At 63.3% G+C, this 12,503-nt stretch carries 15 protein-coding genes; 9 read left to right on the forward strand and 6 right to left on the reverse strand.

Annotation, left to right across the window (positions count from 1 at the left end; all coding sequences use genetic code 11):
• Positions 1-69 precede the first annotated feature (69 nt).
• From CPH57_RS03825 to CPH57_RS03860, 8 genes are all read left to right on the forward strand, one after another.
• Entirely contained in the window at positions 70-981 is a 912-nt protein-coding gene (locus tag CPH57_RS03825) for a LysR substrate-binding domain-containing protein (protein WP_033642350.1), read from the forward strand.
• A gap of 44 nt (positions 982-1,025) precedes the next feature.
• Positions 1,026-1,400, forward strand: a complete 375-nt coding sequence (locus tag CPH57_RS03830) for a cell envelope integrity protein TolA (RefSeq protein WP_096242054.1) — start codon at positions 1,026-1,028, stop codon at positions 1,398-1,400.
• A 938-nt stretch (positions 1,401-2,338) separates the two neighbouring features.
• Entirely contained in the window at positions 2,339-3,397 is a 1,059-nt protein-coding gene (locus tag CPH57_RS03835) for a fatty acid desaturase (protein WP_096242055.1), read from the forward strand.
• Between the two features lie 13 nt (positions 3,398-3,410).
• Positions 3,411-4,340, forward strand: coding sequence for an ABC transporter substrate-binding protein (locus CPH57_RS03840; RefSeq protein WP_060659776.1), 930 nt, complete (start codon positions 3,411-3,413; stop codon positions 4,338-4,340).
• Between the two features lie 61 nt (positions 4,341-4,401).
• Positions 4,402-5,562, forward strand: a complete 1,161-nt coding sequence (locus tag CPH57_RS03845; protein ID WP_089196770.1) for an ABC transporter permease — start codon at positions 4,402-4,404, stop codon at positions 5,560-5,562.
• The gene (locus tag CPH57_RS03850; RefSeq protein ID WP_096242056.1) at positions 5,559-6,494 is read left to right on the forward strand and encodes an ABC transporter ATP-binding protein; all 936 of its coding nucleotides are present in this window, start codon (positions 5,559-5,561) and stop codon (positions 6,492-6,494) included. The genes CPH57_RS03845 and CPH57_RS03850 overlap by 4 nt, the downstream gene beginning before the upstream one ends.
• On the forward strand, positions 6,491-7,264 hold the full coding sequence (locus CPH57_RS03855; protein ID WP_046896907.1) for an ABC transporter permease: 774 nt from the start codon (positions 6,491-6,493) through the stop codon (positions 7,262-7,264). The genes CPH57_RS03850 and CPH57_RS03855 overlap by 4 nt, the downstream gene beginning before the upstream one ends.
• A 28-nt stretch (positions 7,265-7,292) precedes the next feature.
• Positions 7,293-8,054 (forward strand): phosphate/phosphite/phosphonate ABC transporter substrate-binding protein, encoded by a 762-nt coding sequence (locus CPH57_RS03860; protein WP_080273377.1) that lies wholly within the window; start codon positions 7,293-7,295, stop codon positions 8,052-8,054.
• Between the two features lie 6 nt (positions 8,055-8,060).
• Here CPH57_RS03860 and CPH57_RS03865 read toward each other — a convergent pair whose 3' ends face one another.
• The 3 genes from CPH57_RS03865 to CPH57_RS03875 all read right to left on the reverse strand — a co-directional run bounded on the left by CPH57_RS03865 (position 8,061) and on the right by CPH57_RS03875 (position 9,631).
• Positions 8,061-8,780 carry an SDR family oxidoreductase gene (locus CPH57_RS03865; protein ID WP_033650527.1) on the reverse strand — a complete coding sequence of 240 codons (720 nt, stop codon included), beginning with the start codon at positions 8,778-8,780 and terminating at the stop codon, positions 8,061-8,063.
• Positions 8,781-8,886: 106 nt separating this feature from the next.
• Positions 8,887-9,264: a MarR family transcriptional regulator gene (locus CPH57_RS03870; RefSeq protein WP_033638702.1), complete on the reverse strand. Its 378-nt coding sequence runs from the start codon at positions 9,262-9,264 to the stop codon at positions 8,887-8,889.
• 37 nt (positions 9,265-9,301) lie between these two features.
• A complete protein-coding gene (locus CPH57_RS03875) occupies positions 9,302-9,631 on the reverse strand; it encodes a DUF6516 family protein (RefSeq protein ID WP_046686656.1) in 330 nt (109 codons plus the stop codon).
• 98 nt (positions 9,632-9,729) lie between these two features.
• Here CPH57_RS03875 and CPH57_RS03880 point away from each other — a divergent pair, with 98 nt between their 5' ends.
• Complete coding sequence (locus CPH57_RS03880; RefSeq protein WP_046686657.1) at positions 9,730-10,641, forward strand: LysR family transcriptional regulator; 912 nt, start codon at positions 9,730-9,732, stop codon at positions 10,639-10,641.
• Here CPH57_RS03880 and CPH57_RS24540 read toward each other — a convergent pair.
• The 3 genes from CPH57_RS24540 to CPH57_RS03890 all read right to left on the reverse strand — a co-directional run bounded on the left by CPH57_RS24540 (position 10,629) and on the right by CPH57_RS03890 (position 12,435).
• Complete coding sequence (locus CPH57_RS24540; RefSeq protein WP_162997235.1) at positions 10,629-10,805, reverse strand: hypothetical protein; 177 nt, start codon at positions 10,803-10,805, stop codon at positions 10,629-10,631. The two genes, CPH57_RS03880 and CPH57_RS24540, sit on opposite strands and share 13 nt — an antisense overlap.
• 103 nt (positions 10,806-10,908) lie before the next feature.
• Complete coding sequence (gene yedA, locus CPH57_RS03885; RefSeq protein WP_096242057.1) at positions 10,909-11,832, reverse strand: drug/metabolite exporter YedA; 924 nt, start codon at positions 11,830-11,832, stop codon at positions 10,909-10,911.
• Between the two features lie 108 nt (positions 11,833-11,940).
• Complete coding sequence (locus CPH57_RS03890) at positions 11,941-12,435, reverse strand: DUF2878 domain-containing protein (protein ID WP_089194436.1); 495 nt, start codon at positions 12,433-12,435, stop codon at positions 11,941-11,943.
• Positions 12,436-12,503: the final 68 nt, after the last annotated feature.

The following is a 12,503-nucleotide window of genomic DNA, read 5'->3' on the forward strand; positions in this document are numbered from 1 at the left end:
GAGGGCGATTTCAAAGATACCGCAGAATTTTTGCCGACTTGTTGAGTTTTTTTATACACGGGAGAAAACATGAGATTAAACCTGGAAGCGCTGCTGATTTTGGATGCGCTGGACCGGCACGGATCTTTCGCCGCCGCGGCCGCCGCACTGTTTAAAACCCCTTCGGCACTGAGCTATATGGTGCAAAAGCTCGAGAACGATCTCGACATCACCCTGCTCGATCGCTCCGGCCATCGGGCGAAGTTCACCGATACCGGCAAGCTGATGCTGGAAAAAGGGCGGGTGCTGCTGCGCGCGGCGCAGGATCTGGAACAGCAGGCGCGCTATGTCGAAAACGGCTGGGAAAGCGAGATCACGCTCGGGATCGACGCTTCCTTCCCGTTTGCCCGTTTGTTGCCGCTGATAGAAGAGTTCTACCGGCAGCATCACCATACCCGGCTGCGCTTCAGTCACGAGGTGCTGGCCGGCTCCTGGGAGTCGCTGGTTTACGGCTGCGCCGACATTATCATCGGCGCCATCTGCGAGCCGCCGTCGCGGGTGGGCTATGCGTTCAGCCGCCTGGGGCAGCTGGATTACGTGTTCGCCGTCGCGCCGCAGCATCCGCTGGCCGCGCTGCCGGAACCGTTGCCGAAGGATGAGATCCGTCAGCACCGGGCGGTGGTGGTGCGCGATACCTCGCGCGTCAACGCGCCGCAGAGCCTGAACCTGCTGGAAGAGCAAGACACGCTGACGGTCTTCGGCTTCGACGCCAAGCTGCAGGCGCAGTTGGCCGGGCTGGGCTGCGGCTATCTGCCGCGCGCCTTGGCGGAACCTTACCTGAACAGCGGCGAACTGGTGGCGAAACGCGTCGAATCGGAACGTTGCAACGACATCGCCTACTTCGGCTGGCGGGAAAGCGCCAGCGGCCTGGCGGCCAAGTGGTGGCGCGAGCGGCTGCAGCGTTACGCGGATGACGGTGAGGCTTACCCAGCGGCGCAGTGAGGGCCGCGCGATAAGGATAAATCCCCCCAATAAGGACATCGGGAATGAAAAAGACATTAGGCCTGTTGGCGCTGTTGTTGTTGAGCGGCTGCGGCGCAGGGGCCGGTCATCAGACTGGCACCCCGTTGCCGGGGCCGCAGGCCGAGACGCAGACGGCGACGCCGCTCAGTTATCCGGCGCGGGTGCATAACGCGGTGAGCCGCGAGCTGCGTTTGCCGGAACGCGCGCGCGGCCAACGTTGCACCATCAGCATCCGTTTGCGGCCGAACGGCAAGCTGGCGAGCAGCAAGATCGTAAGAGGCGACGCGCCGCTGTGCGCAGCGGCGAACGCGGCGGTGCAGCGCACGCAGTTTCCGCCGATGGCCAACGCCACCGAGTACGCGCTGTTCAACGCCGTGGTGCTCGATTTCGTTCCCTGAAGGGAGGTGACCGACGGGCCGCCTGCGCGGCTAATGCTTGTCAGTTAGCGTTTTTTGAAGTACTTGTGACGTTTTCGGTCGATAAATGAGAGGTGCATCATGAGGCTCCTGCGCCTCGACCGAGCCAGGGGCCGAAGGCGCGGCCCCTGGCAACCCGCGCCTTTGCCCTGTCAGACGGTTGGCTTTGCCAACGTTACTCAGCCCATCCCTGGGCCTCGCCCCTTCGGGGCCGCTGCAAGCAGCGTTCAAATCTGCTCCAGGCAGATTTGTCCTCTCTCCGCCATAGCGCATTGAGGCCGGTTGCGACAGGCGTCCCTGCCTGTCTCACCTGGAACCGCCGTCCATGGCGGTTTCTCCTAATGCGCTATGCCTGCGTTCGGCGTCTTCAAGGGCGTCCAATACCGTGCTCATCTCCGATTTCTCTTCTCTGTCATAACCTCATAAGGGACAGGTTGCCCGGTAGCTGCCAGCTCGGGTGTTGACCTTAGGCGCGCATCACCGGCTGCCGAGCAAGACGGCATAGTCAGGGGCAACCGGCCAGGGAAGGCCGGTTGAGGCGAGACTAACAGGGACGTTTGTCGCAGCCGACCCGCCCGACAATGCAGACGCGGCGAGGGCATCCGCACAGCGGACAGACGGTGTTAAGCAAGGGCGCGGGTGGAGGGGCCGCGCCTTCGGCCCCTCCAATTGCCGTTCATATTGGCCACAAATAAATGCGGAACATTGACGGCAATTCAGGCTACACAAAACACACAAAGATGGGATAAAAAATGCCAGTCAGGTTTAACTGACTGATATCACCGCCTGCGCGGCCCGTTTTTTCGCTTTGACGCGTACGCAACCCGCTGAATTTTCACTTAGCTTTGCCATTTTCGTTATTTTGAACGTCACTGCGGCTCACGGATACTGGGGGAAAATCCCCAACCGCGAGCCGCAGCATGTCCCACGCCCACTATTTGCACCCCGAACAGCGCGAACGAATCAGGCAGCTTTATCGGCGCCGGCACTGGCGGCTGGAGCTGCCCACCTGGGGGATCATGGTGGCGGTGTACGGCGGCTGGTTCGGCGTGGCGCTGGGATGGCAAACGCTGGGCCCGTGGCTTGGCGCGCCGCTGTTGATCCTCCTGACCACCTGGTACCTGTCGTTGCAACACGAGCTGATCCACGGCCATCCGACGCGCTGGCCGCGCGTCAATCAGCTGTTCGGCCTGTTGCCGCTGGCGGTGTGGTATCCCTACGGGCTGTATCGCGATTCGCATCTGCGCCACCATCGCAATGAACACCTGACCGATCCGCACGAAGATCCCGAAAGCTACTACTTCAGCGCCGCGCAGTGGCGGCGTTATCCCCGCCTGTTGCCGCTGCTGGCCGCCGTGCGCAATACGCTGATCGGCCGGGTGCTCCTCGGCCCGGCGCTGGATATCGCCGCGACCCTGGCCGGGGCGATGAAAGCGCTCGCCGGAGGGGAGTGGCGCGCCTGGGCGAGGTGGTTGGTGCACCTGTCGCTGTTGGCGGTGCTGCTGCACTGGCTGCAGATGCAGGGTATCGGTACGGCGTTTTATCTGTTGGCCATCAGCTACCCGGCGCTGGCGCTGACCAAGGTAAGATCGTTTTTTGAGCATCGCGCCGTGGACGCACCGCAGGCACGTTCTATTATTAATGAGGCGGGCTGGCCGTGGCGGCTGTTGTTTCTCAATCTGAACTACCATTTAGTGCATCACGATCTGCCCGGCCTGCCCTGGTATGGTTTGCGCGAAGTCTATCTGGCGGAACGCGAAGCGTATCAGCGCCGCAGCCAGGGATTTGTCGCGCAAGGCTACGGCGAGTGGCTGCGCGATTACGCGCTGACGCCGATCGACGTCTGCGTGCATCCGCTGAGCGCCGGCGAACGGCGGGAGGAACGCGGTGCCCGGCCGAAGAAAAACTTTATTGCGCGCTGGAAGCGCGTTTCTCAGGATTTTCCAACCGAACTGGCCCATGAGCCGGAAAACATATAACCAGAGGAAAAGTATGGCAATCACCTTATCACGCGGACGTTCCTTTGCCATCGCGCTGGCTCTGCTGGCCACCGGCGGCCTGGCGCAGGCGGCCGACTCGGTACGCGTCGGCTCCAAGATCGATACCGAAGGTTCGCTGCTCGGCAACCTCATCGTGCAGGTGCTGGAAGCCAACGGCATCAAAACCACCAACAAACTGCAGCTCGGCACTACCAAGGTACTGCGCGGCGCCATTACCTCCGGTGAGATCGACATTTACCCGGAGTACACCGGCAACGGCGCGTTTTTCTTCTCCGATGAGAAAGATCCGGCATGGAAGAACGCCCAGGCTGGCTTCGAGAAGGTGAAGCAGCTCGACTACGACAAAAACAAAATCGTCTGGTTGGACGCGGCGCCAGCCAACAATACCTGGACTATCGCCATTCGGCAGGACGTGGCGGACGCCAACCATCTCAAAACGCTGGCGGATCTCGGCAAGTGGATCAACGGCGGGGGCAAGTTCAAGCTGGCGGCCTCGGCGGAGTTTATCGAGCGGCCGGATGCGCTGCCGGCGTTCCAGAACGCCTACGGTTTCAAGCTGAATCAGGATCAGCTGCTGTCATTGGCCGGCGGCGACACGGCGGTGACCATCAAGGCGGCGGCGGAGCAGACCTCCGGCGTCAACGCGGCGATGGCCTACGGCACCGATGGCCCGGTGGCGGCGCTGGGGTTGCAAACGCTGGCGGACCCGAAAGGCGTACAACCCATCTACGCGCCGGCGCCGATCGTGCGCGAAGCGGCGCTGAAAGCGCACGCCAATCTGCCTGAACTGCTGAAACCGGTGTTCGCCTCGCTGGACGGGCCGACGCTGCAAAAGCTCAACGCGCAGATCGCAGTGGAAGGCCAGGACGCCAAACAGGTGGCGGCCGCTTACCTGAAAGAGAAAGGATTTGTTAAGGGATAACGCCGAGGTGCCCCCTCTTGCTACGGGAGAGGGGGAAAACCGATGGCGCCGGAGAGTTTCTTTGACTATTGCCGTAAAACATCGCGTGTTGTTAACGCTGTTCGTGCTGTTGCTGCTGGCCGCCTTCGGCCTGCCGTTCCTCAGTTATGCCCCCAATCGTCTGCTGTCGGGTAAAAGCCTGTCCTTATTCTCCCTGCTGCACGGCCCGGCGCTGTGGCTATTGTTGCCGCTGGCGGCATTGGCGATCCTCAGCCTGTTGCCGCCGACGCGGGGGCGGGCGCTGCTGGCGGCGCTGGCCGCCTGCGGGGTGCTGACGCTGGCCTTCTGGATCAGCGGGCAGGCCGCCGGGCGCCTGGCGCAGGAGGGATCGCGCCTGGCGCGCACCTCCTGGGGCAGCGGATGTTGGCTGACGATGGCGCTGAGCCTGCTGATCGCGGCCGACGCCATGGCGCGCATCACCGCGTCGCACCTGTGGCGCATGCTGGGCAACGCGCTGGTGCTGGTGCCGCCGGCGCTGCTGCTGTTCGGGCATCAGCTCGATCAGCTGTCTCTGCTGAAGGAGTACCACAATCGCCAGGAGGTGTTTGACGCCGCACTGCTGCAGCACCTGACCATTCTGCTGGCGACGATGGCGCCGGCGCTGGCGATCGGCGTGCCGCTCGGGGTGCTGTGTTTTCGCTCCGAGCGCTGGCAGCGGCCGATCTTCTCCGCGCTGAACATTATCCAGACCGTGCCTTCCATCGCGCTGTTCGGCCTGCTGATCGCGCCGCTGGCGGGGCTGGCGGCGGCGGTGCCCTGGCTGGCGGAACACGGCGTCAGCGGCATCGGCATGGCGCCGGCGATCGTGGCGCTGGTGCTGTACGCGCTGTTGCCGCTGGTGCGCAGCGTGGTGGCGGGGCTGCAGAGCGTGCCGGCCGGGGTGATTGAATCCGCAACTGGCATGGGGCTGACGCGCGGGCAGATCTTCCTGCGCGTGCAACTGCCGTTGGCGTTGCCGCTGTTCCTGACCGGCGTGCGCATCCTGGCGGTGCAAACCGTCGGCATGGCGGTGGTGGCGGCGCTGATCGGCGCCGGCGGCTTTGGCGCCATCGTGTTTCAGGGGCTGCTCAGCAGCGCGCTGGATCTGGTTCTGCTGGGGGTGATCCCGGTGGTCATGATGGCGGTCATCGTCGATTCGCTGTTTAAATTTTGGGTTTCAATCCTGGACGTATCGCGCCGATGATTCACTTTGAGCAAGTCAGCAAAATTTTTCAGGGCAAGCCGGCGGTGGACGATCTCACGCTGCACATCGCCGAGGGCGAATTCACCGTGTTGATCGGCACCTCGGGTTCCGGCAAGTCCACGACGTTAAAAATGATCAACCGCCTGATCGAACACGATCGGGGCAAGATTCTCTTTGCCGGCGAAGAGATCCAGTCGTTTAAACCGCAGGATCTGCGGCGGCGCATGGGTTATGCGATCCAATCGATCGGCCTGTTTCCACATTGGACGGTGGAGGAGAACATCGCCACCGTGCCGCAGCTGCTGAAATGGCCGCGCGCGCGCATTCGCGATCGGGTTACCGAGTTGCTGGAGCTGCTGCACCTGGAACCGGAGCTGTTTCGTCGCCGCTACCCGCACCAGCTTTCCGGCGGGCAGCAGCAGCGGGTCGGAGTGGCGCGCGCGCTCGCCGCCGATCCCGAGGTGTTGTTGATGGACGAACCGTTCGGCGCGTTGGATCCGGTCACCCGCGCGGCGCTGCAGGCGGAGATCGCCCGCATTCATCAGATCTCGGGCCGCACCATTGTGCTGGTGACGCACGACATCGACGAGGCGTTGAGCCTGGCGGATCGCCTGGTGCTGCTCGATCAGGGGCGGGTGGTACAACAGGGCACCCCGCTGACGCTGTTGACCGCCCCGGCCAACGACTTCGTACGTGACTTCTTCGGGCGCAGCGATCGCGGCATCAAGCTGCTGTCGCTGGGGACGGTGGCGGAGCGGGTGCGGCCCGGTGTCGCCGGGGGCGAACCGATCGCCGCCGCCATGAGCCTGCGCGAGGCGCTGTCGGTGTTTGTGGCGCGCGGCAGCGACTGCCTGCCGGTGGTGGATGAACGGGGCGAAGCGTTGGGGGTTCTGCACTTCCACGATCTGATCACCGGGCAGGCGCTGTCATGAGCGGGCGTCTCTGGCGCCTGCTGCGCGATCCGCTGCCCTGGACGCTGGCGCTGCTGTTGGCGCTGGTGTTTGGCATGGATCATCTGCGCGGTCTGTTTGCCGCCTGGTTCCCCGATCTGGACCGGCCCATTTATCAGCAGGACAGCTTTATCGCGCTGGTGGGGGCGCACCTGTCGCTGGTGGCGATCTCCAGCCTGATTGCGGTGGCTCTCGGCGTGGCGGCGGGCGTCGCCGTGACCCGACGCGGCGGCCGGGAGTTTCGTTCGCTGCTGGAAACGGTGGTGGCGGTGGGGCAGACCTTCCCGCCGGTGGCGGTGTTGGCGGTGGCGGTGCCGGTGATGGGCTTCAGCGAGCAGCCGGCGATCATCGCGCTGGTGCTGTACGGCTTGCTACCGATCCTGCAGGGCACGCTGGCGGGCATCGAATCGGTGCCGCCCGCCACGCGCGAGATCGCCCGCGGCGTGGGGATGAGCGCCTGGCAAATACTGTGGCGGGTTGAACTGCCGCTGGCGGCGCCGGTGATTGTCGCCGGGATCCGCACGTCGGTGATCATCAACATCGGCACGGCGGCCATCGCTTCCACCGTCGGTACCAAAACGCTCGGTTCGCCGATCATCATCGGCCTAACCGGGTTTAACACCGCCTATGTGATCCAGGGCGCGGCGGTTGTGGCGTTGTTGGCTATTATCACCGATATGCTGTTCGAACGTTGGGTGCGTTATCTCACCGCCTGGCGTCAGCAGACGCTGGCGGCCACTCCGGCGGGGTAAGGGGGAAATGATGCAGGTGTCTCTACCGATGTACGGCGTTGGCCGGGAGCAGGCCGACGCTTTCTGGCAGGTCTTGCGCGGCAAGCTGCTGCGGCTGGGGCTGCCGGCGGCGCCGGAACGGCTCAGTTGGCCGGACGATTTGGCGCAGCATTGGCGGCGCGAGGATCTCTTGCTCAGCCAAACCTGTGGTTATCCGTTGGTCAGCAGCCTGCCGCAGGTGCAGCTGATCGGAACCTATCATTATCGGGTGGAAGGGTGCGACGGGCCTAATTACCGCAGCTGGCTGGTGGTGCGCGCGGGCGACTCCGGCGAACGGCTGGCGGATTTTCGCGGCCGGACGGTGGCGTATAACAGCACCGATTCCCAGTCCGGCTACAACGGCTTGCGCGCGCTAATCGCGCCGCTGGCGCAGGACGGGAAATTCTTCGGTGCGGCTATCGCCTCCGGGGCGCATTATCAGTCGCTGAAACTGATCCGCAGCGGGCAGGCGGATATCGCCGCCATCGATTCCATCAGCATGGAACTGCTGCGCCGCGCGCAGCCGCAGGCGCTGGAGGGGCTGAAAATCATTGGCCGCACGGCGGCGGTGCCGGGTTTGCCGCTGATCACCGCAGCCGGCACGCCGCCGGAACAGGTGGACATCCTGCGCGCCGGCGCCCGAGCGATGCTGGATGAGGCGGTCAGCGACCGCCTGCTGATCGGCGATTTCAGCCTGGTGCCGCGCTCGGCTTACCAGATTATCACCGTGCTGGAGCAGCAGGCAGCCGCACAGGGCGTAACGGCGCTCTAGCCGTCGTTACAGCAGGCCGCCGCCGTCGATATCGATCACGCTGCCGGTGACGAAACCGTTCTCCATCGCCAGCAGGTAACCCGCCGCGACGTCGGCCGCCTGGCCGATCCGGCCGACAGGCAGACTGACGCTCACGCGCTCGAACAGCGCCTGACGCTGCGCGGCGCCCATGCCGCCGTAGGCTTCGGTGGCGGTGATGCCGGGGCTGACCACGTTCACCCGCCGCGGCGCCAGTTCCTTCGCCAGCTGTTTACCGACCGCTTCCAGCGCGGCGTTGATGCCGGTTTTGATCAACTGACCGCCGAGGTATTTGCGCGACAGCTGGCCGGAGGTCAGGGTGATGGAGCCCTGCGGCGCCAGCGTCGGTAGCGCGGCCTGCACCGCGCGCAAGCTGCCCCAGAATTTGACGTTGAAGTCGGCCTGCGCCTGCTCAAAAGCAGTCTCCGCCAGCGGTTTCGCCTGCACCAGCGGCCCGGCGGTGATCACCAGATGGTCGAAAGCGCCGACGGCGGCAAACAGCGCATGCAGCGACGCTTCATCGGTCAGATCGGCCTGCATCAGATGCAGCGCGTCGTTTTTCTCCCCGGCGTGGGGAAGGCGGCGCGAAGCCAGCACCACTTCAGCGCCGCGCGCCGCCGCCGCGTAGGCCACCGCGGCGCCAATGCCGCTGGTGCCGCCCAGGATCACCAGTTTTTGTCGTTTCAGGGGGGAGTCAGGAATCGTCATGTTAAGGCCTCTTTTTAGGTAAGTTTCAACGGGATCTATCTTTCCTGATTGAAAATCACCTAACAATCGGCCTTGCTGACAAACTCTTATTAATATTTTTTAAAGATCATGCGGCGCTAAAGCGGGCGTTTAGCTTCTGATCCACGATGATTTCGAAATCGGTAAACAGCGCTCGGGGTTTCACTGAACGCCCCTGTTTTTCCAGTGCCACCAGGCCGTGCCCGCTCAGCGTTTTCAGCGTGGTGGACAGATTGCTGACCTGGCGTCCCGACAGTTCGGCCAACTGGCTGATGGTCTCGGGGCGGGCAGTGTCGATCAGACGCAGCAGGGCAATATTCTCGTTGCTGAGCACCTGGGCCAGCGCAATCATTGACGTAAACCACACTTTGGGCTCACGTTCCTGTGGCTGATATTCCCCTTTTGCGATCGCCAGTGTGCGCTTGCGAATCAGTTCTTCAGGCATCACGCCAATCAGTGCTTTCATCATCAACCTCGGTTTTCTCTCTTGCGTATGACTTCGTCTATCCGGGTAAAAAATCTTCCACCAACTGATAGGCGGAATGAAACTCGTAGGGTGAGCCTTTGTCCGTCGGGGAGTCATGTTGGTGATCGTAAACGACGCGGCCCGAAAATTTACCTTTGCGGGGTGTTTTAATGGTATGCGCGTTGTCTATGCCAAAAACCCGGGTATTGTGGTTATCATGCAAGGTCAAATTGTAACGGATGCCGTGAGGGATAAAGGCCGTTTGGGTCACCGTCCAAGCCTCGATTTTCCACCAATAGCCATCCTCACGATTGACCCGCGTGCCATGCAGGCTAAGGATGTAGTCCAGTCCGTTGTGTTCATCCATTGATCAAAGCTCCATTTATTATGATCTAATCATAACAATTGGGCGTTTTATCGTCAATCCGATACGCCGTGAATCCGGCTCTCTAAGAAGGGAAATACATGACCTCATTTGTCGATCTCGAGGTGTTTGTCCGCACGGTGGACGGCGGTAGTTTTTCCGCCGCGGCGCGCGCGCTGGATATGACGCCGGCGGCGGCCAGCATTGCGGTGAAAAGGCTGGAGCAGCAGTTGGGCGCGCGGCTGCTGGTGCGCTCCACCCGCAGCCTGAGGTTAACGGAGGAGGGGGCTCGCTATCTCGACAGCGCGCGCCTGGCGCTGGGCGCGTTAGCCGAAGGAGAGCAGGCGATCCGCGAGAAGCATCAGGGGCTGTCCGGGGTGCTGCAGATTTCCGCGCCGTCGGATTTTGGCCGCAATTTGCTGCTCGGCTGGCTGGATGAGTTCCGCCTGCAGCATCCGCATATCCAGCTGCAGCTTCTGATCAACGATCGGCAGGCCGACCTGTTCCGCGAACCGGTGGACGTGGCATTGCGCTTCGGGCCGCTGGCCGACTCTTCGCTGGTGGCGCTGCCGATCTTGCCGCAGCATCGGCGGTTGATCTGCGCCAGCCCGGATTACCTGCGGCGTCACGGCGCGCCGCAAACGCCGGCCGATCTGGTTCGGCACAGCATTCTGGTGTATCAGCCCAGCGGCAAACGGCAGGTGGAATGGCGGCTGTGGCGCGGTGAGGAGGGGGTCGAAGTGCCGCTGAACGGCAGCTATTTTACCGATGACGGCGAGGTGGCGCGGCGCTGGGCGCTGGCGGGGCACGGCGTGGTGCGCAAGTCGGCGATCGACGTGGCGGCCGACATTCACGCCGGGCGGCTGGTGCAACTGTTGCCGGAATGGCGCAGCGACGCGGTGCCGATCAATCTGGTCTGCCCGCATCGTTCGCAGGTGTCGGAACGCGTCAGGCAGCTGCAGCGCTTTTTACAGCAGCGCTGCCAGCGTTGGATGGACGATCACTTGGCCTGAAGGGTTTCGGTTTGCGCCGGCGTGGCGGCGGTATCCCCGGAAGGCGCGCTTTCTTCGTGCGGGGTGGTGGAACGGGTGTAGATGTTCAGCCCGGCGAGGAATACGCCGCCCAGAGAACCGAAGGCGCACAGGGCGATGACGATGACGAACGCTTTTTTCAGCATAGGAATAATTTCGCAGGTTGCTTGGAACAGCGGGAATTATAGCCCCTTCGCCGGGTGAAACAAGAATCGTTTTTAACGGCGGCCCGCAGACCGCCCTTTGTGATCACCGCCGTTCGCAGTCGATGGCCTGTACGTTGGCCGGGCGGGCGAACAGGTATTTTCCCAGCGTCACCAGCACCACCGCCGCCACGATGATCACCAGCGCCAGCCACTCGCGCGGCGCCAGCGATTCGCCGGCAAAACCGATGCCGAGCAGCACCGCCACCACCGGGTTGACGTAGGCGTAGCTGGTGGCGACCGCCGGGCGCACGTTCTTCAACAAGAACATATAGGCGCTGATCGCCAGCATCGAACCAAAGACGATCAGATAGCCCAGCGTCAGAAAGCCGCCGGTGCTCGGCATCTGAACGAGGCGCTCGCCGCTCAGCTGGCTGGCTGCCAATAACACCACGCCGGCGACCAGCATCTCCGCCGCGCCGGCCATCGGCCCGGCCGGCAGCGAGATGCGCGATCCCAACACCGATCCGAAGGCCCAGCTGGCCGACGCCAGCAAAATCAGCAGCGCGCCGGTCGGATTGCCCACCAGGTTGTTGCCGGTATTAAGCAGCACGATGCCCACCAACCCGAGCGCGATGCCGGCCCATTCCAGCTTGGTGTTGCGCATGCCCCACAGCAGGCTGAAGCAGAGGGTGAACAGCGGCACCGTCGCTACCATCACCGCCGCGATGCCGGACGGCACGTGTTGGTGTTCCGCCACCGTCACCAGGCCGTTGCCCACCGCCAGCAGCAGAATGCCGATGGCGCCGGCGGCCAGCCATTGCTTCGGCGTCGGCAGCGCGTGGCCGCGCCAGGCCAGGAAACTGAACAGTACGATGCCGGCTATCAGAAAGCGAATCCCGGCCATCATCAGCGGCGGCCACTGTTCGACGCCCAGACGAATGACGAAATAGGTGGAACCCCAAACGATATATAACGTGAACAACGCCCCGATCAACGGCAGGACGCTACGGCTTTGTTGGCTAAGCATAGGATTGTATTTTGCGGGAATGATTATTATTAGAACGCTCAGTAAACCCGATCGGGCAACCGATAAGCAATGGCCTGCGGCATTATTTTTCCGGCGGCCGAAAGCCGTTCAATGGCCTTGCTGTTTCCACTGCCGCCAACTGACGGCCGGCAGATAAATCGACCAGCCGATGGCCAGCAGCAGCAGCATGAACTCCGGCGGCACGCCGGGCAGCAGGGCGTCCAGTTTCCAGGACACGGCGTAGGCGAAGGGGCCGAGGGCGGCGCCCAATACCGCCAGCGGCCAGGGCGCCGCTCTGACCACGTCCAACAGCCAATACCACCAGCAGCCGAAGCCGATCCATAGCGCGATGGTCCAGAGCGGCAGGCCGTGTTGCCCGCTGTAATGCAGCACGCCGCTGTAGCTCCACAGACCATCCATGCCGATGCCGCCCAAGGCGGCCAGGGCGGCGCCCTTGCGGCGGGCGGCGGGGGTAAAGATCAGCGCCAGCGCCGCACCGGCCAGCAGTATGCCGTTGAGCCGATCGCGAGTCAGCAGCGCCAGCAGCCAGCAGACGCCCAGCCCCAGCGTCGCCAGCCAGAATCCGGCATGCGGCTTCTTCATCGTTCAACTCCCGTGGGGTTACTCTGCCGCCGTGCGCAGCGCGCCGACGGAGGTGTCAGAACGGGCGC

The organism is Serratia sp. JKS000199 (assembly GCF_900215455.1).
GTDB lineage: Bacteria > Pseudomonadota > Gammaproteobacteria > Enterobacterales > Enterobacteriaceae > Serratia > Serratia ureilytica.